The organism is Geomicrobium sp. JCM 19039 (assembly GCF_000698145.1).
Lineage (GTDB): Bacteria > Bacillota > Bacilli > Bacillales > Marinococcaceae > Geomicrobium_A.
This window is the reverse complement of the sequence record NZ_BAXB01000004.1, coordinates 12,506-33,041: the sequence shown is the minus strand read 5'-3', so window position 1 is coordinate 33,041 and position 20,536 is coordinate 12,506. Positions and strand designations below refer to the sequence as shown.

The window sequence follows — 20,536 nt, the reverse complement described above, 5'->3', positions numbered from 1 at the left end:
ATTATTCCGCAGAACGGAAACTTTTCCCCAATTTGAGTACAGAATACCTAAGCTACGTAACAGAATCAGGTTTCGTGCTTCCCGCAAAGCACAAACTACCAACTTGCTGTTGGCGCGAGCCGCGCCGACAGCAAGTTGGGTCTGGGTTCGCTTCACCTTCCACTCACGCCAAAACCCAACATCCATAATAGATGTTGGTTTTGGTTGGTTTTCATTTAGCCAGGGGGGGCTATTTTAGAAAGAGAATGGTGTGCGTACATCTCCGTGTCCCGGGCGTGGGACCGGAAGGATGACGGACGCTTCTCCAACTGCTTGGATACGTTGCGTCACTTGATCGGTTTGGCCATACTCATCGGTAATGCCGAGCGTTACCGTGTACGTGCCAGAACGGTGGTACGTATGGTAGACCGATTCACCTGAAGCACGCGTGCCGTCGCCGAATGACCAGGAGTAATCAACAATTTCGCCATCGGCTTCAGACGAGCTCGCATCTAATACGAAGCTCTTGCCAGAATCAATCGATGACGCATGTCGATGACCGCTCTCGGCTCACTTGGTGTTGGCTCATCATCACTAGGCGTGTTGATGTACAGCTTGCCATCCGCGGTTTCACGAACTTCATTGCCGAATTCATCTGTGGCACGAATTTCAATTTGTGCGCCTTCAGCAACAGCGTTTGAGATCGCCGTCCAGTAGCCGACGTAATGACCGTCAGACGTCTCTCTCATCGGCAACTCAACGACATTACTCGGGTCATTGATGAGTGGCATCCGAATGGAGAAGGACGCGTCCAATCCAGACACTGAATCAAAAGAAATCGTTACCGTTTCTCCTGCATCAAGATGTCGATCTTCACTAGGTTGTACATTTTCAATCGTTGGCGCTTCAAAACCTGCACGGATTGTTACACTTTCCGTTGTCGTGTTTCCTGCAAGGTCTGTTGCTTCAACAACAATTTCATTTTCACCAAGGTCAAGGAGGACACGGTGGCTAAAGTTACCGTCATCGTCTACTTCAACCGCAGTACCATTGACAGTGAGCTCATCAAGATTCTCTTCTTCCACTGAGCCCGTTACGGTGACTGTTTCACGGTTTGTGATGTCACCATCTTCTGGTGATTCAATCGTTACGTTCGGTGCAACAGTATCTTTAATGACCGTTACAGGCGCTGATGGGTCACTTAGACCATCTTCAACTTCTGCCGTGCAACAAGTTCGTTCTCACCTTCATCGAGAGGCACTTCAACACTGAATGATCCAGCATCGGCTTCTGTTACCGCTGCTTCTTCTTCATTGTTGTAAATGATTACTTCTGCATCTGCATTTTCATTCAACGTACCTTCAACTAAAATCGTATCTTCGTTCGTATGCGTCATATCTTCAGGCGTTTCAATAACTGGTGCTTCAAGTTCATAAGAAACGTCTGCACGGATCATAAAGTTTCCGTAAGCAAGTTCTTGCTGGAAGCTTCCACCGACGTACAAGTACGAACGTTCAGCTTGAGCATCACCTGTTGCCATGTCCGTACCAATCGCTGGTGACAAGTCACCAATTTCTGTCTGAATGGAAGTGATGAAGAAATCACGATCGGTCACAATGCCATGTTCTGATAGGTCGATGTAGTTCCATGCATCCCGCTCGACGTCCACGACAAATGGTTCAACGAGTCGGTCCGTCGGGTTGCCGTTTCCATCGGTATCATAGACGGCAAACTGCGTTTCTGTACCGCCGGGTACTGGGAAGTCATCTCCCCACACATACACGTTCACCCCGTTGACAATGGCAGCTTCCGCCGGTGTAAATTGAACGGCCATCCCGTTGTTTGCGGCATTCAATACGAGTGCATTTTCTGGGTTTCCATTGTCATAAGCGATTTCATCATCGAAGCCGATGAATGGGCGCAACTCAACCGATACTTCGGTCACTTCGCCACCAACGACTTCAATACCGCTCACTTGCGTACTGTGATAGCTCGGTGCAGAAACCGCCAACGTGTAGCTTCCTTCTAGCACATCTTCAATGAGGAATGTGCCGTCTTCATCGGTCACACCGTCAACGAGTGAAGGATCTTCTAGCACACGTACGGTTGCATCTTCAATTGGCTCATCGTTACGTTCATTGACGACCGTACCGCTAATTTCTCCGGTCGGAATTTCATTGAGCATGAAATTCGCTGTCGTACTTTCACCTGAGCTAATGGTGACTTCTTGTTCTTCTGCATAGAATCCGTAAGCTTCAGCAACCGCAGTGAATGTACCTTCACTATGGTTTAAGCTGTACGCGCCTGTTGCAGGATTCGTGCTCGTCGAACGGTTCGTTTCTAAAATGGTTACGTCCGCATCGACCGGGAGACCGGCGATGGTTGGACGCTGGGCGTTCGTTTCTTCCCGAACGTCAGATTCTTCATAATCAGACGTCCCGTCTGGTGCTGGAATGCTCGTGACCGCATCGAGATCACGTTCCACGCGTTCCACATCTGGACGCTCGATGGATACGCCTTCGTTTTCAGCAACATGATCGACCGATTCACTCGTTCCAACGACGGTTACATCGTCGATGTACCAGCCAGCATACGTAATGATGCTGTCAGAATCAAAAGCGAAGCGGAGTTGAATCGATTCACCTAAATAATCATTTAGCGAAATTTCAGCTTGTGCCCATTCTTGGTCACGACCCGTGAACTCTGCAAGTTCATCCCACGTATCGCCACCATCTGAAGACACTTGAACCAAGCCGTAATCCCAGTTGTTCTCGATATCTTGCCAGTAGTTGAAGTGCAGCTCCGCTAGCTCAACGTCTGACAAGTCTAAAACCGGGCTGCCGATATAGCTGTCTTCAGCATTGTTGTAGTTCTCTGACAAGCTTGTGGCCCACACATTGTCGCCAGTGAGTGCCCCGTTCGGGCCTGAGGTTGGCTCTCCCCATTCCCATGAACTGTTCGTTCCACCACTTTCAAATTCACCATCATCATCTTGGAAGTTGCTATGGTAGAACACCGAAATGTTCGGTGCGACGGCTGTCGCTTCATTGGATGTTTCACTTTCGTTGCCATCATAATCGTTCGCTGTTACGGCGTACGTATACTCTGTACCCCCTTCAACGTCCATGTCTTGGAATGTTGTGGACGTCGCGTTGCCAATTTCATCAAACCCGTCACCAACCGAACGGTATACCGAGTAGTTGTTCAAATCAAGATCTTCATCCGCCGGTGCATCCCAGCTAAGTTGAAGTCCTGCCGTGCTTGATTGCACGTCCAAGCTTTCCGGTGCGTTTGGTGCGGTTGTATCTTCACCGACGAGGTTCACATTGTCCAAGTACCAGCCTTCAGCTGTCGTTGAGCTATTTGACTCTAGGACGAAGGAAACGAGTACCGGTTCGCTTGAACCTGCATAGTCGTCTAAATCGACATAGAGTGAGTCCCAACCATCACTTGTGCCTGTGAACTCTTGTGCGATGTCCCAACTGTCACCATAATCATCGGATACGAGTACATTCGCATAGTCAACACCACCAACGACGTCATACCAATGGTTCGTACGTAGGGAAGCGGTATCGCTGTCGCGAAGGTCTAGTGGCACGCTATACAGTACGTGCGTATCGTCAGAATAATTGCCAGAAAGGTTTGTACCGACGAGGTTGTCACCACTCACAGGCTCAGGGCCTGATTCAGGTTCACCCCACGCCCAGTCGCCGTCAAATGTCCAGCCGACAGGCTCAGAGCTGAAGTCCTCGCTATACTCGCCTGGCTCGACACCAAAGTCGACATCCACATTGTATGTGTCGGTTTGAGCGATATTTCGTCCGTAGTCACGTGCTTGAACGTAGTATTCAAATCCATCTTCATCGATTAAGTTTGCTGGAAGCACTGCGCGATATGTGCCTTCTTCATGGTCCCCTGAAACTTGCTCCATCGAGAACACATAATAGTGGTTAATGTTGTCGTTTGTCATCCACACTTCAGCATCAATGACCGACACATCGTCACTAATTGTCGCTGTTACTGGTACGTCATACCCAGCAAAAACGGAATCAACTGGCGAGTGCTCGATTTCCGGCGGAAGATCGTCACTGCCTTCTTGTAAAACTTGTCCTTCTAACGTTCCAAGATCTCCTGAAATCGAAGCGACGGCTTCGTATGCGTTCAGCATCCCAAGTCCGTACGCATCATTTGGAACGGTTGTGTATTGACTATCAGTTAGTGGCTCAGCCGTCTCGTCTAAGATGTCGTACACTTCGTTTGGCGACAGTCCACTGTCTACAGATAGCAGCAATGCGGCTGCCCCTGCGATATGTGGTGCGGCCATCGACGTTCCGTTCCATCCTGCTTCATAACCACCGGGCACGGATGAACGTATGTTCACGCCTGGCGCGGAGATGTTTGGCTTCAGATCGTCTTCGTATTGTGAAGGCCCGCGGCTTGAGAAGCTTGCGACCGCATCATTAATATCCACCGCTGCAACGGCATAACTTTCCGGATAATTCGCAGGCGGCGTTACCGTCTCAGATCCAGGACCTGAGTTCCCCGCAGAGAAGACGCCAACAATCCCGGAGTCTTGCCACGCTTGAACCATCGGTCGGTACCAATCATCCACGCCTGGTTGCCCGCCCCAAGAGTTGTTCACAATGTCCGGCGCTAAGCTAGGATCATCTTCAGGCGCTAACATGTATTGCCCAGAGGCAAGCAGGTCAGATTCTGTACCTCCGAGTGCCGAGAATGCACGGGCAGAGATCCATTCGGTATCCGGTGCAACCCCAATCTTGTTATCGCCGTCAGGGTCTTGTCCTAGAATCGTTCCCATTACGTGTGTACCATGAGGCTGAGAAGCTAAGTCATAAGGCATATCTTGCCCTTCAACGGCATCAAACCAGTTGCCGTATGGGTCGGAATTTTCTGGATCATCAGGATTGTAACCACGCCAATTTTGTTGTAGCGCTTCGTGCGTCCAGTCTGTGCCCGAGTCAATAATCCCGACTGTTACCCCTTCGCCCGTAATGCCGAGATCATCCATACATCGGGAGCGTTCACACGGTCGATGTTCCACTCGACACTGTTATCAGCCAATTCCATATTCTCTGGCGACATTTCCGGCAGATCGAGTTCAATAAATTCATCCATTTTAATGCGGCTAATTTCTGGGCGGAAGGATAGCGCCCGTGCTGTATCACGGTCCACCTCTGCCGCAATGACGTTCATAATATAAAGACTCTCATACTCTAGCACCTTGCCATCTGCTTGTGCTCGCTCCAACATCGCAAGCGGTGTCGCTTGCGTGTCGATGGCCGTACTGCGAAGCTCATTGTATACACTGTTACTCATTGCGCGACGCTGTTGGTGCGGCGTGGCGTCACTGCCAACACTTTGCAACCCTTGCTGGGCAGCTGCCGACGTATCCACTTGATCAGACATCTCGATGAGTACAGAAACGTGGTCATTGTTCCGGAATGCCTGTGCGACCTCATCATCAATTTTCTCGTTCGCTCTTTCCGCATTCTCACGCTGCAAGTCCGTCACATTCGAACGCTCAGCAGCTTGAGCCGTACCCGACCCAAACACTCCAGCGTACGGAGACATCACAAGAGCACCGATCATCATCACAGCGACATTCCGACGATACGTCACCTTTTTTCCCATCTGTTTCCTCCTTAAAATTTTTATCGGTCTTTCAACCCCTATGTACAAGGGAACAGAACCGAACGTCACCTCCTCGTGAGCAGTATGTTCGAGAGCCTTAAGTCTGTGGTGTCCTATCATATTACTAGATTTAATATTTAAAAAAATGAGAATAAACCACTTTCCTATTTTTCCAGTCTTAGGTCGAACGTTGTAGCTATCCTACACAAAATCGTCGAACACACGTCTGGATCTAGGCATAACGATATAGCCTCCCGCCCGCCTATTGTCATGACAAAACCTGTCGATTCCGAAAGAAATCAGCCCAGTTCTTGTCGATTTGTGTAGAACAATGCCGCATTCCCGTTCTTTGACATCATTTGGCATAAAGTGCGGGTGGGGTTGGCGGTTTGTGGATGCAGCATCCAGTATTTTTCGAGTGGGGAGTACGGGCGTTAGCATTTTGGGGATTTCAGCCCAGGCTACAAACGTGACCGCGCCGTCTGTTACCAAGTTCACTCATTCTGTTACCTAGTTTATGAGAATTGGCCACTTTTCCTGCGTTTTTCTCCAACTTGAGAACAGTTTCCTCATCATCCCAACAACCTACGACACGTCGCCCCCCATCAGGGGGGCGAACCAAAGCCGCCCTCCTCTCGGCGCGACCCGCGCCGACAGCTTGCTCGCACTTCGGAGAAATTCGCCCACCCCACCATGCGCGCAAACCGCACTACATGCGATTCGTCTCGAGCCAACTCTCGACTTCCTCGACAACGTCTTTGACGCAACCGTCTTCGAATGGAAGGGTGAGGCCTGCGCTCGTGACGAGTTCAGTGAAGGATTTTGAACCGCCTAATTTGCAGAGAGCGAGGTAATCGTTCCAAGCGGCCTCCCGGTCTTCGTTCATACGCTTCCAAAACTGCATGGCACAAATTTGCGCAAGGCTGTAGTCGATATAATAGAACGGTGCGCCGTAGATATGGAGCTGTCGCTGCCAAAGGGCGCCGCCGTCCAAGTAATCGTTGCCGGCATAATTCTTGTGCGGCAAGTACGTTTCTTCTAGGCTCTTCCACGTGAGTTTCCGCTCAGCTGGGGTCATTTCTGGATTGGCGTACACGATGTGCTGGAATTCATCGACAGCAACGATGTACGGCAATGCCTGCACTTCTCCAGCAATATGGCTGTATAAATATTTGTCTGTGTCTTCCTTGAAGATGTTCTTCATCCACGGATACGTGAAGTACTCCATGCTCATCGAATGAATTTCACCAGCTTCCATCGTTGGCACTAAGTATTCCATTACGCCGAGGTCGCGGCTTTCATAGTTTTGGAGAGCATGTCCAATTTCATGGGTTAACACGCCGACATCTCCTGCGGTTCCGTTAAAATTAGCAAAGACGAATGGCACGTTTTCATTCGGCAAAAATGTGCAGTACCCGCCGCTTTCCTTTCCGTCGCGGCTCTGCACGTCCATCAGATCTTGGTCTAGCATTAACCGGTAGAAATCTTTCGTTTCGGCGGACAATTCATCATACATGACGCGCCCTTGCTCGAGCACCCAATCATCATCGCCCTTTGGCTTCGGATTACCGTCAGTAAACTGAAACCCTTCGTCATAATACATGAGCGAATCCACACCGATGCGCTCGCGCTGCTCTTCCCACAACTTTGATGCAAGCGGCACAATATGATCTCTTACTTGTTTCCTGAACTGAATTACTTCATCCGGACCATAATCTGTCCGACTCATCCGTGCATACGCAAGCCCAATAAAATTATCAAACCCAAGTTTCTTAGCTATCTTTGTCCGCACCGCCACCAACTCATCGTAAATACGATCTAGTTCCGCTTCATTTTCATGCATAAAAGACGTGCGCGCGTTCACCGCCCGTTCGCGCACACTTCGGTTTGGATCCTGCTCGAACGGTTGCAGCTGCGCCAAAGTATATTCCTTTCCGTCAAAACGAATCTTAGCAGACGCAATTAGCTGCGAATATGCCGTCGTTAACCGATTTTCTTCCTGTAAATCACCCACAATCTCCGGGGAAAACGTACGCAACTCCAAATCCTTCAAATGGAACAATTGCGGGCCGTACTTCTCCTCCAACTGTGGACGGAACTTCGCATCTACGAGCGCTCTCGAAAACAGATTAAACGCCTCGCCCAATTGCGGCATCTGCTCATCTAGAATCGCTTTTTCCTTTTTATAGAAAGCATCTGTCGTATCCATCGAATGACGAATCATCGCCAAGGTTCCTTGTGTATACACATCGCTTTTCAATACAGTCATCTTGTCAAATAGCTCTACTTGTCGCTCAAAAGATTCCGCGTCATTAAAAGCGTCTGTAATTTCTTTCGTGCGCACATTCACGTTCTCAACATCAATCCCGACATATTCAATATCATGAAAGTTCTTCATCTCATATCACCTCGTCTTGCTTATTCGACACATCATTTGAAATCCCTTCACTTGAACGCTGATTCATCCGGTCATAGACCTCAAGCATTTTATCGTTTGGACGCGTAAATCGGCTAACGAGAAGAATGATGAGAAATGCAGTTGCAACCGTCGGAATCATCGCGTCGATCTCTTCCGGCCAAACACCAACATATTGCAAAACCGTGGCACCGATGGCGATGACTCCACCAGAGAGAATGCCCGCCCAAGCGCCCGCTCGCGTCATGTTCCGGTAGAACATGCTAAGTAAAATGACAAGCCCACCGGCGCTTCCGGCAATCAAATAGGCGAGATTCATCATTTCCATGATATATCCGGGACGAGCAATTCCAATGGGTACAGATAACGCCGCTAAGCCGAGAACGATCAGCTTCGTCACGACGAGCATCCGAGCTTCAGAAACGTCCCGATGAATCATTTTTTGGTAAATGTCTCGACCTAAACTAGATGCACCGGCGAGCAGCCAAGAAGTGGCGGAGGTGAGGACGGCCATGAACATACCGGCCATGGCGATGCCGATGATAATCGGTGGCGCATACTCATACGTGTATGCAATCCAGAGCATTTCTGGGTCGCAATGTTCGGAAATAATGTGCGCGCATACATTGCCGAAATGAAAAATAGGGTGAGGGCAGGCAAATAGATGACAGCAATGGCAATCCCCGCTTTAATGATTTCTCGTTCATTCACAGCTGAGTAGAATCGGGTCAAATACCCAGGATTGCCTAAGTATCCGAACAACCAAATAAAAAACCATGAAAAAGCCATCATTGCTGACAGTTCACCGCTCGAGGTGAAATAGTCGGGGGATTCGCTTTGAATGGTCGTAACGACCGACGTCCAACCGTCACTGGCGGAGATGAGAAACGGCATCGTCACGACGAGGGAACCGATGATAATAAACGTTCCAATAAAGTCGGTCTTTAAGATGATGACCATCCCGCCAAACACGGTAAAGATGACGACAATCGCTGCGGTCATAAGCGTGCTTTGTGCATACGTAAAGCCAAACATCTCTCCGAACAACAGGCCGCCTTGCACGTATAAGGACCCGAGCAGGATGACCATCCAGACCGAGACAATGATGGAAAATACCGGACGGAGCAACGGGCTATCAAACCGTGCCGCGAGGTAATCAGAAATCGTTAACTCACCGAAACGTCGTAATTTCGGACCGATTAGGAAGCACAAAATGAAATAACTCCACGCAATACCTGCTGGAATCCACATCGTTCCTGCCCCAAAATCATAAAACCAGGCCATCATGCAAGAAACGTCGCCCCGCTCACCCCGGAGGCAAATAACGATCCCGTTAGCAAATACCAACGACCGCTCCGTGCGGCCACATAAAAAGACGTGAGGCCTTTAGACTGCAAGTACGAGTTCACACCTGTAACAATCATGATCACGAACACAATCGCTACTCCTACATAGATCAACGCATTCACCTCCTACTTTTTCTCCCACGGAAAACGTTCATGCTTGAGCCAATAGCCGCCAAGCACAAAAGAAAGCACGACAGGCACTAGGCAAAAAACGAGCAAAAGCGTCATGTCTCCCATATCCTCACCTCCAGTTGCTGGAACATTCGAGAAGTAAAGAAGATCTCCTTTTTTCCGCACAAAAAAAGCCCGGTTCACCGAACCGGACCCTTACCCTCATTCATAAAGTTCATAGACCGCCTGCCCAGCAAGAACGGTGTCTCCATTCGTTTTTACTGTGCCAATATCAAACGTCAAATGCTTCCCGTCTCGCTCAGTCAACGTGGCAGTGAGCGTTAGCACGTCGTCTAGAAATACCATGCCGCGAAACCGGATGTGGTAGTCAGTGACGAGACCGTCCTCAAGATACGGGGTAAACAACTGGGTCAAGTTGCCCATCGTCCACATCCCGTGGGCGATAATGCCTGGAAGCCCCGCATTCTCTGCCTCCTCATCAATCGTATGAATCGGATTAAAATCACCTGAAGCACCCGCATACTTAATTAAATCCAGTCGCGATACCGGCGGAAGCGTCACCGATTTCAGCTCCTCGCCCGGCTGCATTGTGCGCATCGTCATACACGCATCATCCTCCTGACCGCCGCCGAAATAATAATCACTTGCTCGGAAGTAAAAATCGCTTCACCCGCATCATCAAGCCCATGGCCACCGAGCGTAAGAATGCCCATCTGCCCACTTTTGCCCGCTTTTTCTTCATAATTCTTCACTTCGAGAAAACAGTAGACGTCTTCTCCTACAAGAAGAGGGCGTGTATAATGATACCTTTGTTCACCGTGAATTAAGCCCTTTGGCGGGAGCACCAACCCTTCGATCGCGCCATACGCGAATACGCGGGGAAACGTTGGCGGTGCGATGTTTTCACCGAAGCGAGAGCGCTGACCATATGCCTCGTCGATGTAGAGCGGGTGCAAGTCACCAATCGCCTCTGCAAACTTCTTCACTGCTCCGCGCTCGACCGTGTTCTTCACCTTTTCAGATCGTTTTCCAATCGACTGTTCAAACATTTGATCCCTCCTTTACGCCTTCGGTCCGCCAGCCACATAGATTACTTGCCCGCTCACAAACGATGACCGCTCATCGGCAAAGAACGCTGCCGTGTTCGCAATGTCTTCAGGCTTGCCGCTACGGGAAACCGGGATCTCTTTCGCCCGCGCTTGCACAAAGTCGTCAAAATCAACGCCAATTCGCTCTGCCGTCGCCCGCGTCATGTTCGTTTCGATAAAGCCTGGGGCAATTGCATTTGCCGTAATGTTGAATTTACCTAGCTCGATCGCCAGCGTCTTCGTGAACCCTTGTAAACCAGCCTTCGCGGTGGAATAGTTTGCTTGGCCGCGGTTTCCAAGTGCGGATGTTGACGAAATGTTGACGATCCGGCCATACTTCTGTTCGACCATGTATTTCTGTGCCGCTTTTGTCGCAAGAAACGCCCCTTTCAAATGAACGTTCATCACCATATCCCAATCATCATCCGACATCTTAAAGAACATATTATCGCGGATGACCCCAGCATTGTTCACCAGGATGTCCAATTGGCCATAGCTCTCAACGATTTCTTTCACTGCCGCTTCCACTTGTTGTTTATCGGTCACATCGGCTTGCAGTGTCATCGCTGCTTGGTCCCTGTCGGCAAAATAGGCGCTCGCAGTGGACAGATGGTCTTCGTTAATGTCCACAATCGCTACATTCGCCCCGTCATCGGCAAAGCGTTTGGCGATGGCGAGTCCGATGCCGTGGCTGCCACCCGTGATGAGTGCGGTTCTTCCCGTTAAGTTTCCCATGTCAATTCCTCCGTTTCACCGTTACGTAATGCAAGAATAATGCCAGTTCGTATGTCTAGTCGTTGGGTACGCTGAGCGGGTCTTCGATGCAGATTTGAATCGCTTAATACATGATTGAATTAGATGAATTGTCCGAGTTTCACGTGACCTTTGAGCAAGTTTCGGCTAATAATGAGACGCTGAATTTCGTCTGTTCCGTCATAAATCCTCCATAGCCTTGCTTCTCGGTACCAACGTTCAATCGGCAGCTCTTTCGTATACCCCATTCCACCGTGAATTTGTAGGACACGGTCGATAATGTCGTTGCCTTTCGTTGCACCGTATAGCTTCGCCATTGACGCAAGGTGTCGGTTATCTTCACCGTTATCCAAGCTAAATGCGGCGTTCAGAACGAGCCAGCGCGCTGCTTCTAGTTCAACTGCAGAATCAGCGATTTGCCATTGAATGGCTTGGCGATCAGCAATCGGTCGGCCAAATGTCTCCCGTTCTTTCGCGTAATCAATGGCCATGTTCAGCAATCGCTCCGCCGAACCGACGGCTCTTGCTCCGACGATCCAGCGGGCAAAACCAATCCACTCGAGCCCAAGGTCATACCCTTTATGAATGTCACCAAGAATATTCTCCTCGGGTACGCGCACATCATCAAAGAAGAGAGAGGCCGGTCCCCATTCACCCATCGTGTGGATGTATTCGGACGTCCAACCATCGTGCGATCTGCAATAAAGCACGTCACGCCTTCCCGACCGGTACGCTCGTGCAACTGGCGATCGGTGATAGCAATTACCATGACGAAGTCTGCTTCGTTTCCGCCGGTAATGAACGTCTTTTCACCGTTTAGTACCCACTCATCTCCGTCTTTGAACGCCGTCATCTTAATGTTTTGTGTATCAGATCCTGCACCCGGTTCGGTTATAGCAAAACACGATTTTTTGTCCCCTGCGATTGTTGGGAGTAAGTACTTCTCCTTTTGCGCGTCATTGGCGCGATACAAAATGATATCTGCCGACCCACCGAAACTGAATGGCACAAACGTCTTCGACACTTCCATTAAGACGATCGCAAGCATCATTTGCCCAAGGTTAGCTCCACCGTACTCGGCAGGTGTATTAATTCCCCAAAATCCTGCATCTTTCGCTTTGTTCTGCAGCTCATTAACCTTTTCAATAGAGAGGCTGGGTTTCCCTTCTAATTCGTTTCTCAAAACGTCATTCTCTAGCGGCATGAGCTCTTTCTCCACAAACCTACGAATCGTTGACTGCACCATCCGCTGTTCTTCCGTCAGGCGTAAATCCATCTGTACCCACTCCTTATTTTTATTGTCTTTCGACGAGCAAAGCAATGCCTTGACCACCGCCAATGCATGCCGTAATCAGCCCTTGACGCGCTTCCCTTCGTTCCAACTCATAGATCATCTTCGTGATAAGCATTCCTCCAGTGGCGGCAATTGGGTGTCCGTGAGCAATGGCTCCGCCGTTCACGTTCAGCTTTGAGTGATTAAATTCCAGCTCGCGGTCAACGGCAAGGGTCTGGGCTGCGAAAGCTTCATTGCATTCAATGAGGTCCATGTCGGCGAGCGACTTTCCGGATCGCTTTAACACTTTTTGGACAGCAGGCACTGGCCGATGCCCATAATATTCGGATCAACGCCGGCAACCGCCCAATTCTTGACGGTAGCCATTGGCTTAAGGCCACGACGGCGCGCCTCCTTTCCGCTCATCAATACGAGTGCTGAAGCCCCGTCATTCACACCTGAACTGTTGCCTGCCGTCACGGTTCCCTCTTTTTTAAACACAGAAGGCAACGTCGACAACTTAGCTGGCGACACGTCCGGTCGTGGATGTTCGTCGACGCTGAAATTCTCGATTGCTATGATCTGACTGTTGAAACATCCTTTTTTCTGTGCTTCGCCCATCCGCTCTTGACTTCGGATCGCGAACTCATCTTGTTCTGCTCGGCTGATCCGATACATCAATGCTAAGTTTTCTGCAGTAATTCCCATCGGTGGGTTTCCGATTTGTTCTGGCGCGAGGCGCGGCTTAAAGAATGTCGGTTCGCGACCGTGAACACTCAGCAAGTGCGGTCGCAATGACATGCTTTCCGTTCCACCGGCTACAACGATCTCACCGTGCCCACTAGCAATTCGTTCCGCAGCGAGTGTCACACTGTTAATGCCCGAACCGCATTGACGATCGATCGTTAATCCAGGAACGGTGTAAGGAAGCCCCGCTTCTAGCGCTGAAACACGGGCTTGATTTCCACCGCCGCTTAAACAGTTCCCAAAGATGACGTCATCAACATCTTCCCCTTCTACTTTTGCACGATTGAGCGCCTCTTGAATGACTGCGCCTCCGTACACGGCAGGTTCGAGTTCGGAAAGCGCACCACCTTTTTTACCAATTGCCGTGCGAACTGCCGAAACGATCACAATTTCAGACATTTGCATTCCCCCTTAGCAACTTAAATGTGCCGCTACTCTTCGCAATTTGGCTTCCATCTTCGTCATAGATAAAGCCATCAAGCGCTGCTAGCTTGTAACCCATGTGCAGCACTTGACAACGAGCCGTTATTGTTCCGCTGTTTACTGGAGATAGATAGTGAATGTTCAACGTGACCGTTACGTTTTTGCAGCCCGTTAAGTGATGGATGGTCGCGCCAAAAACGTTGTCTAGCATCGTGGCATGTACGCTCCATGTAGTGAGCCATTTCTATTTAGATGTTCATTACTGATGGTCAATTCCATATAGACGCCTTCAGGATCACAAACCCCACTACGAAAACCGAGCTGTTCGTAAAATGGACTGTGTTTCTCCATACTCATCTCCCCTTTTTCTATCTAAAAGCCTCTGCAGTAACTATTCAGGATCGACAATAAGAATCTCACCATCTTCTACATATGAGAAACGTAACTCTGTATTCATTCCACCTAGCTCGTCAATGTCGGTTACACGATAAACGAGCTGTTCTGCCGGTACGTTATTTAACCCGTCATTAAGTGAAGCCATGATTTCGGTGGAATCTTCAACCGTTCCTGCAGCAATCATCGCTTCTTTAAGAATCATGATCGAAAGATAATGATAACCTGCCTCAGAACCAGGCTCTCTTCCGATTTCCTCTTGATAATCGTCGATGAAAATTTGATTGCCGTCATGAACGTCATAGATGAGCGGAGGAACGCCAACTGCACCTTCAATGACTTCTTCACTTCCCTCTCCAATAATTCGCTCAATTTCATCAATTTTTGCTTGGTCCATGACGATAAATCCACCTTCAAAACCGAGCTCTCTCGCTTGCTGCATTACTTGAGCCGTTGGCTCCGAAGATCCTCCAACAAATAACACATCAGGATCATCACTCAACGCGTTCGTGATCGTTGTAAAGAAGTCTGTTTCGCGACTGAAATCAATGCTACCGTCATAAACGATTTCCCCGCCCATCTCTTCCCATAACGGTCCCAACTCCTCTGCCCAGTCCATTCCATACTGGGTACTTGGGGGCAGCATTGCCAGTTGCGTCCCAAACCGCTCCATCGCATATTCAGAGAAGGGTCGAGCGTAGAGGTCATAGGTCGGGGGAATCCGCCACGTCAGATCATTTCCTTGGTCAGTAAGGTCTGGTTCACTCGAGTAAGCGCCAATCATGAACTGTTCATCTTCATTAAATACTTGTGAGGCGTAGATCCCACCACTATGTGGAATATAACAATCGGTGTGTCGTACTCTTGCGATAACCGTCGTGCATTCACACCCGCTTCGTTCGGCAAATATTGATCATCGAGCTAATGAGATTGAACGAGTACATCTCTCCACCTACTTCAAACCCTCCAGCTTCGTTTACCTCATTCACAGCGACCGATAACCCACTCAATGTGTTGTCTCCATAAAAAGCAGCCGCACCTGACAAAGGGCCAGAGTAGCCAATGTTGACCACTTCGGTTCCTTGTGCTTCTATAACTTCCTCAGGCTCCACTTCCTCGTCTGGGTTTACATCCGCTTCTGGCGTATCGCCCTCACCACCATTAGATACAATCGTCTCGTCAGCGTCACAAGCACTTGCAATTAGAAGCGTTGTCACTCCTACACTCATCATGATTTTTTTCATTTTGAACAGCCCCCTTAACGTTTAATTACGCACCAATATAGGCTTTTCGAACTTCATCATTTTCCAGCAACTGTTCCCGAGTGCTTCAATCACAATTCGACCATTCTCAATGACATAACCACGGTCGGCGATCCGAAGTGCAGCATTCGCATTCTGCTCAGCAAGCAACACCGTCGTTCCTTGTTTGTTGATCTCTTCAATCACGTCAAACACTTGTTTTGTAATTAATGGCGCAAGTCCGATCGACGGTTCATCAAATAACACTACTTTTGGCCGGGACATGAGTGACCGTCCAATCGCAAGCATTTGCTGCTGCCCACCGCTAAGTGATCCTGCGTTCTCTTTTTGCTTATCTTTTAGGATTGGAAAGAGCTCATACACTTGTGCGAGCACATCACTCGTTGCTTTTTTGTTCCTGCGAACGGCGTATGCACCCATTTTTAGATTTTCAAACACACTCATTTGTGGAAAGAGCTTTCTGCCTTCTGGACAGTGCCCAATACCCATCTTCACGAGGCGACTTGCCGAACGACCACCAATCGATTTTTTGTGAAGCGTCACCTCTCCTTGCGTCGGCTTATTCAAACCACTAATGGTTCTGAAAATCGTACTCTTTCCCGCCCCATTTGCGCCAAGCAACACAACGAGCTCTCCTTCAGCTACGGAAAGCGAAACGTCAGCAAGTGCTTCATACATGCCGTAACGCACCGACACATCACGTAGCTTCAGCATTAGACGCACCTCCTCCCAAGTACGCCTCAATGACCGTTTCATTATTCTGAATTTCTACCGGCGTCCCTTCCGCAATTTTTTTTGCCGTAGTTTAGCACAACGATATGATCGGCAAGCCCCATAATCATCTGCATTTTATGTTCAATTAGACAGACAGTCAGCCCACGATCGACCATTTTTCGGATTAACATTGCGAGACCATCTGTCTCATCAGGATTGATGCCAGCCGCTGGCTCATCCAGAAACACAATTTCAGGATCCGTCACAAGAGCAAGCGCAACAGCAACCCGCTTTTTGGCTTCTTGAGAAATATCTTGGACGAGGCGGTCGGCTTGCCCCGACAGCTCAACAAAGTCCAACACTTCTTCAGCGATTTGGCGACACTTCTCTTCTTCACGCCTGAGCCTTCGTGTCTGAAATATGGCATCAAATACCGTTGAACGCGTGCGCAGGCGGTGTCCGACAATGACATTGTCCAGTACCGATGCCGTCTCAAACAGATGGGTCGTTTGAAACGTTCTTGCGACGCCGAGCTTGGCAATTGAGTACGGGCGCTTTTTCGTAATGTCCTCCCCGTTGAATCGGATCGTGCCTCCGGTCGCTGCATGATAACCGCTAATGACGTTAAATAACGTTGACTTCCCTGCGCCATTCGGTCCGATAATAGCTGTGATTTTCCCTTTTTCAATACGTACGTTCACATCATTAACAGCTGTGAGCCCTCCAAACTGTTTTGTCAGTCCATTCGTTTCAATGAGCATTAATCTCCCCCCTCATATGTGGAACCTTTATCCTCGAACTCGTGTTGCTGCTTTTTATACGCGCGCTTCGCCTTCCATACGAGATAGCCACCGACAAGACCACGCGGATAGAAGATCACAATCATAACGAGTAACGGACCGAAAATGAGCATCCGATAATCTTCCATAAATTGAAGTGATTGCGTCAAAATTACGATTAAGAGCGTACCAACGACCGGACCGAATAATGTACCGAGCCCGCCTACGAGCGCAAATGTAAGCATGTCAAACATCATCATCGTGTACGAAATGTCGGGGCCGATAAAACGTGTGAATGAAGCATATAGCGCCCCGGCAAGTCCCGCTAGAAATGTAGATAACACGAAGGAAATTAACTTTTGCTTCATCGTATTAATGCCAATCGTTTGCGCCAATTCCTCAGAATTACGAATCGCCACATACGTCCTACCGACAATCGATTCGGTTAAGAACTTCATACATACGACGGTCAAAACAAGAAAGACGAGCACGAGATAGTACGACGATGTACTGCTGTTAAAGGTGAGCATGCCAATTGGAGCAAACCCTTCTATGCCGATTAAGCCACGCACCCCACCAGTGAGCGCGTCCCATTCATAAATAACGAGGTAAATAATATAACCAACACAGAGCGTATAAATCGCGAAAAAATGCTCTTTCGTGCGCAGAGCGATGAGCCCGACAAGGTACCTGCAACCGTCGTAATGATTAGAGCGAGTAGAAAAGCGAGCCAATACGGAACGCCTCCATCAACAGTAAGCAACCCGAGTGAATAGGCCCCAATCGCGAAAAATCCAGCATGGGCAAGCGACAGTTGCCCAGTATAACCTCCAATTAAGTTCAGCCCAAACACGGCAATTGCATAAATGAACGAAAGTCCTACCACATAAATGAAATACTGATTATCTGTAAATAAAGGGAAAAGCAACGCAACACCTAGAAAGAAAAGAGGCAATCGCTGTTTCTTCAGTGCGGTCTTCATTTAATGCGCCCCCTTTTTCACAAACAACCCTTGAGGTCTGATCGTCAAAATAATGACGAGCAGCAAGAAGGCAATCAGATCACTGTATGCGCTCGATATGAACGTCGCCCCGAGACTTTCTGAGAAGCCTAAAATATAACCACCAACAATGGCCCCAGGCACACTTCCCATCCCGCCAATGATAATAATGACAAAAGCTTTCAAAATGACGAGATGCCCCATCCCCGGGTACACGAGGTTTATCGGTGAAGCAATCGACGCAGCGATTGCGGCTAGTGCTCCGGAAATGAAGAACGTAAGCATCGCTACCCGATTTGCATTGATGCCAACAAGAAAGGCGCCCTCACGATTTTGCGACATCGCAACAATAGCTGAACCGACCATCGTTTTCTTTAAGAAGAGTTGTAGCAATAGCATCGCAATGACAGCCGCAACGATAATCATCACCCGCTGCCACGTCACGGTAATGCCTAAAAATGAAACCGTATCGGCAAACGGCGTCGACATCGCCCGATACTCAGCGCCCCATATGAACTGTACGAGCGCCTCCAAAAATAATAAAATCCCGATGGCTGCAATCTTGTCATGAATCGGAGGGGAATGCCTGAGTGGGTGAAAGACGATTCGCTCCATCAACATTGCAATCGCTCCGACGACGACGATCGAGACCGCCATCGCGACGAAATACGGCATGCCTAACAACGCCATGGCCATGAGCGTTACGTATCCGCCAACCATATACAATGCCCCGTGAGCGAAGTTTGGAATGTGCAGAATGCCGTAAACAAGCGTCAATCCAAGCGCGACTAAACTGTATACGCTTCCAACCGTTAGTCCATTAAACAGTTGCTGAGCTAAAACATCCATTCGCTCACCTCACTATTTCGTCTTTTCTGTGCGGACCAATTCCCGCTTCAAAATTTTGCCGACGGCCGTTTTCGGGAGCTCCTCTAGAAATTCAATCGCCCTTGGAACTTTATACGACGCAAGCTTCTCTTTGCAGTACGATTCAATATCTTCCTCACGAAGCAACGCATCCTTATCCTTAACAACAAAAGCCTTCACCGTCTCGCCCCGGTATGCATCAGGCACACCAATCACAGCCGCTTCCTGCACACCCGGAATCTTGTAGATCACACCCTCCACCTCAATCGGATACACATTAAAACCACTCGCAATAATCATCTCTTTCTTACGACCGACAATGAAGAAATAGCCGTCCTCGTCCACCTTCGCTAAGTCCCCGGTATACAACCAGCCATCACGAATCGCATTCCTCGTCTCGTCAGGCAGTTTATAGTATCCTTTCATAATTTGTGGACCCGCAACAACAAGCTCTCCGACCTCACCCACCGGCAAGTCAACGTCACCCGTAGCGATGTCAACGATTTTCGATTTCGTATTCGGAATCGGCACCCCGATACTCCCCGTCTTTTGCATCCCGTCCAGCGGATTTCGATGCGTAACTGGCGACGCCTCTGATAAACCAAACCCTTCTAGCACCGGCGATGTCGTTAATCCATTCACTTTCTTGATCACCTCAACCGGCAGCGGCGCCGAGCCACTCGTAAACACCGATAAGGAAGAGAGATCAAACGGTTTCCTTTGAAAATACTGAAGCAATGCCATATACATCGTCGGCACGCCTGGAAAACTCGTCGGTTTCTCGGTCTCAATCATGGCCACGACTTGCTCTACATCGAAACGCGGAAGTAAGAGCATGTTGGCGCCGCGATAGAACGTCAGACTCATTGCACTCGTCATGCCGTAGACGTGGAAGAGCGGGATCACAGTCAACACCTTTTCGTTCCCTACATTTTGTTGATCGGTTTGGGTGGCAGAAGATTGCAACGTATTGGCAACGATGTTGAAGTGGGTGAGGACAGCACCCTTTGAACGCCCTGTCGTCCCACCAGTATATTGAATAACCGCGGCATCCTGTTTCGGGTTAATAATGACGGGGCCGTCTTCTATCAGTTCTTCTTGGGCCAACTCATCAAAGAAAGAAGCTGTTGTCAGTGACACAGAGATCACTTCTTTTACTCCAGTCTCACTTTTAATCGCTTCATACACTGGCTGCAAATCGTCGAGAACGATGAGCAATTTCACATCCGCGTCTGAAAGCACGTGTTGCAACTCATCGGGCTGATACATCGGGTTTACTTGCACAACGACAGCACCGAGATACAATGTCGCATAATAACTGATTGGATATTGTGGGCAGTTCGGCAACATGAGTGCGACGTGGTCACCGCGGGATACACCTCGAATTTTTAACCCTTTTGCGACACGCTGGACCCGGTCCAGCAGCTCTGAATACGTCGTCTCGACTCCGGCAAAGGTCATCGCCGGTTTTCCATTATGCTTCGCCACGCTTTCATGCAAAAGCTCAGGCATCGACATCTCAGGAATCGTGATGTCTTCGTACACAAACTCATTTCCCATACAAAAACCTCCAATCATTTTTGTAAGCGCTTACTTTTTATATTGCAACACTTATGCCAACCTGAAACTCCCGCGGTTCGGACATCCCGCCAAGGTACCAATTCAAGTATGAGTTATGCGAATCCAAGTATGAGTTGCAGGGAATGATGAAG

Annotated in this window: 16 protein-coding genes and 5 pseudogenes; all 21 read right to left on the bottom strand. The window is 49.1% G+C overall.

Translation table 11 applies throughout. From position 1 onward, the window contains the following. Positions 1-234: 234 nt before the first annotated feature. Positions 235-519, bottom strand: coding sequence for a PKD domain-containing protein (locus tag JCM19039_RS27820; RefSeq protein ID WP_081834369.1), 285 nt, complete (start codon positions 517-519; stop codon positions 235-237). Next, positions 492-1,124, bottom strand: coding sequence for an Ig-like domain-containing protein (locus tag JCM19039_RS21650; RefSeq protein ID WP_255343635.1), 633 nt, complete (start codon positions 1,122-1,124; stop codon positions 492-494). The genes JCM19039_RS27820 and JCM19039_RS21650 overlap by 28 nt, the downstream gene beginning before the upstream one ends. A 56-nt stretch (positions 1,125-1,180) precedes the next feature. Then, positions 1,181-5,008 carry a S8 family serine peptidase gene (locus JCM19039_RS21645; protein ID WP_052398543.1) on the bottom strand — a complete coding sequence of 1,276 codons (3,828 nt, stop codon included), beginning with the start codon at positions 5,006-5,008 and terminating at the stop codon, positions 1,181-1,183. Continuing rightward, positions 4,975-5,631, bottom strand: a complete 657-nt coding sequence (locus tag JCM19039_RS21640; RefSeq protein WP_052398542.1) for a hypothetical protein — start codon at positions 5,629-5,631, stop codon at positions 4,975-4,977. The genes JCM19039_RS21645 and JCM19039_RS21640 overlap by 34 nt, the downstream gene beginning before the upstream one ends. A 709-nt stretch (positions 5,632-6,340) precedes the next feature. Then, positions 6,341-8,029, bottom strand: coding sequence for a M3 family oligoendopeptidase (locus JCM19039_RS05595; protein WP_042424798.1), 1,689 nt, complete (start codon positions 8,027-8,029; stop codon positions 6,341-6,343). A gap of 1 nt (position 8,030) precedes the next feature. Further along, a pseudogene (locus tag JCM19039_RS25185) lies at positions 8,031-9,298 on the bottom strand (sodium:solute symporter). A gap of 32 nt (positions 9,299-9,330) precedes the next feature. Continuing rightward, positions 9,331-9,507 (bottom strand): hypothetical protein, encoded by a 177-nt coding sequence (locus tag JCM19039_RS24255; RefSeq protein WP_193744153.1) that lies wholly within the window; start codon positions 9,505-9,507, stop codon positions 9,331-9,333. A 219-nt stretch (positions 9,508-9,726) separates the two neighbouring features. After that, the gene (locus JCM19039_RS05580; protein ID WP_042424791.1) at positions 9,727-10,128 is read right to left on the bottom strand and encodes a MaoC/PaaZ C-terminal domain-containing protein; all 402 of its coding nucleotides are present in this window, start codon (positions 10,126-10,128) and stop codon (positions 9,727-9,729) included. After that, a complete protein-coding gene (locus JCM19039_RS05575; RefSeq protein WP_042424789.1) occupies positions 10,125-10,574 on the bottom strand; it encodes a MaoC family dehydratase N-terminal domain-containing protein in 450 nt (149 codons plus the stop codon). Before JCM19039_RS05575 ends, JCM19039_RS05580 begins: the two co-directional genes overlap by 4 nt. A gap of 12 nt (positions 10,575-10,586) precedes the next feature. Then, positions 10,587-11,348 carry an SDR family NAD(P)-dependent oxidoreductase gene (locus JCM19039_RS05570; protein ID WP_042424788.1) on the bottom strand — a complete coding sequence of 254 codons (762 nt, stop codon included), beginning with the start codon at positions 11,346-11,348 and terminating at the stop codon, positions 10,587-10,589. A gap of 119 nt (positions 11,349-11,467) precedes the next feature. Further along, positions 11,468-12,642, bottom strand: a pseudogene (locus JCM19039_RS05565) (acyl-CoA dehydrogenase family protein). Positions 12,643-12,661: 19 nt separating this feature from the next. Further along, positions 12,662-13,791 (bottom strand): annotated as a pseudogene (locus JCM19039_RS05560) (acetyl-CoA C-acyltransferase). Beyond that, positions 13,778-14,020 carry a PaaI family thioesterase gene (locus JCM19039_RS21635; protein ID WP_052398541.1) on the bottom strand — a complete coding sequence of 81 codons (243 nt, stop codon included), beginning with the start codon at positions 14,018-14,020 and terminating at the stop codon, positions 13,778-13,780. Before JCM19039_RS21635 ends, JCM19039_RS05560 begins: the two are co-directional and overlap by 14 nt. Continuing rightward, positions 14,014-14,160 (bottom strand): hypothetical protein, encoded by a 147-nt coding sequence (locus JCM19039_RS24250; RefSeq protein WP_193744152.1) that lies wholly within the window; start codon positions 14,158-14,160, stop codon positions 14,014-14,016. Before JCM19039_RS24250 ends, JCM19039_RS21635 begins: the two co-directional genes overlap by 7 nt. Before the next feature lie 40 nt (positions 14,161-14,200). Further along, complete coding sequence (locus tag JCM19039_RS23615) at positions 14,201-14,986, bottom strand: ABC transporter substrate-binding protein (RefSeq protein WP_152550094.1); 786 nt, start codon at positions 14,984-14,986, stop codon at positions 14,201-14,203. A gap of 100 nt (positions 14,987-15,086) precedes the next feature. Further along, complete coding sequence (locus tag JCM19039_RS23610) at positions 15,087-15,446, bottom strand: hypothetical protein (protein WP_152550093.1); 360 nt, start codon at positions 15,444-15,446, stop codon at positions 15,087-15,089. Positions 15,447-15,467: 21 nt separating this feature from the next. Next, positions 15,468-16,178 (bottom strand): ABC transporter ATP-binding protein, encoded by a 711-nt coding sequence (locus JCM19039_RS05545; RefSeq protein WP_307190168.1) that lies wholly within the window; start codon positions 16,176-16,178, stop codon positions 15,468-15,470. Next, positions 16,162-16,939: pseudogene (locus JCM19039_RS05540) on the bottom strand (ABC transporter ATP-binding protein). Before JCM19039_RS05540 ends, JCM19039_RS05545 begins: the two are co-directional and overlap by 17 nt. Continuing rightward, positions 16,939-17,939: pseudogene (locus tag JCM19039_RS05535) on the bottom strand (branched-chain amino acid ABC transporter permease). Before JCM19039_RS05535 ends, JCM19039_RS05540 begins: the two co-directional pseudogenes overlap by 1 nt. Beyond that, on the bottom strand, positions 17,940-18,806 hold the full coding sequence (locus JCM19039_RS05530; RefSeq protein ID WP_042424785.1) for a branched-chain amino acid ABC transporter permease: 867 nt from the start codon (positions 18,804-18,806) through the stop codon (positions 17,940-17,942). 12 nt (positions 18,807-18,818) lie between these two features. Next, entirely contained in the window at positions 18,819-20,384 is a 1,566-nt protein-coding gene (locus tag JCM19039_RS05525) for a long-chain fatty acid--CoA ligase (protein WP_238544934.1), read from the bottom strand. Positions 20,385-20,536 lie beyond the last annotated feature (152 nt).

What these genes read in the sequence shown, in the direction of transcription:
- JCM19039_RS21645 (WP_052398543.1), bottom strand. Translation starts at nt 5,008, where the DNA reads ATGGATGATCTCGGCATTACGGGCGAAGGGGTAACAGTCGGGATTATT.
- JCM19039_RS21640 (WP_052398542.1), bottom strand. Translation starts at nt 5,631, where the DNA reads ATGGGAAAAAAGGTGACGTATCGTCGGAATGTCGCTGTGATGATGATC.
- JCM19039_RS05595 (WP_042424798.1), bottom strand. Translation starts at nt 8,029, where the DNA reads ATGAAGAACTTTCATGATATTGAATATGTCGGGATTGATGTTGAGAAC.
- JCM19039_RS05580 (WP_042424791.1), bottom strand. Translation starts at nt 10,128, where the DNA reads ATGACGATGCGCACAATGCAGCCGGGCGAGGAGCTGAAATCGGTGACG.
- JCM19039_RS05575 (WP_042424789.1), bottom strand. Translation starts at nt 10,574, where the DNA reads ATGTTTGAACAGTCGATTGGAAAACGATCTGAAAAGGTGAAGAACACG.
- JCM19039_RS05570 (WP_042424788.1), bottom strand. Translation starts at nt 11,348, where the DNA reads ATGGGAAACTTAACGGGAAGAACCGCACTCATCACGGGTGGCAGCCAC.
- JCM19039_RS21635 (WP_052398541.1), bottom strand. Translation starts at nt 14,020, where the DNA reads ATGCTAGACAACGTTTTTGGCGCGACCATCCATCACTTAACGGGCTGC.
- JCM19039_RS24250 (WP_193744152.1), bottom strand. Translation starts at nt 14,160, where the DNA reads ATGGAGAAACACAGTCCATTTTACGAACAGCTCGGTTTTCGTAGTGGG.
- JCM19039_RS23615 (WP_152550094.1), bottom strand. Translation starts at nt 14,986, where the DNA reads ATGATTGGCGCTTACTCGAGTGAACCAGACCTTACTGACCAAGGAAAT.
- JCM19039_RS23610 (WP_152550093.1), bottom strand. Translation starts at nt 15,446, where the DNA reads ATGAAAAAAATCATGATGAGTGTAGGAGTGACAACGCTTCTAATTGCA.
- JCM19039_RS05545 (WP_307190168.1), bottom strand. Translation starts at nt 16,178, where the DNA reads ATGCTGAAGCTACGTGATGTGTCGGTGCGTTACGGCATGTATGAAGCA.
- JCM19039_RS05530 (WP_042424785.1), bottom strand. Translation starts at nt 18,806, where the DNA reads ATGGATGTTTTAGCTCAGCAACTGTTTAATGGACTAACGGTTGGAAGC.
- JCM19039_RS05525 (WP_238544934.1), bottom strand. Translation starts at nt 20,384, where the DNA reads ATGGGAAATGAGTTTGTGTACGAAGACATCACGATTCCTGAGATGTCG.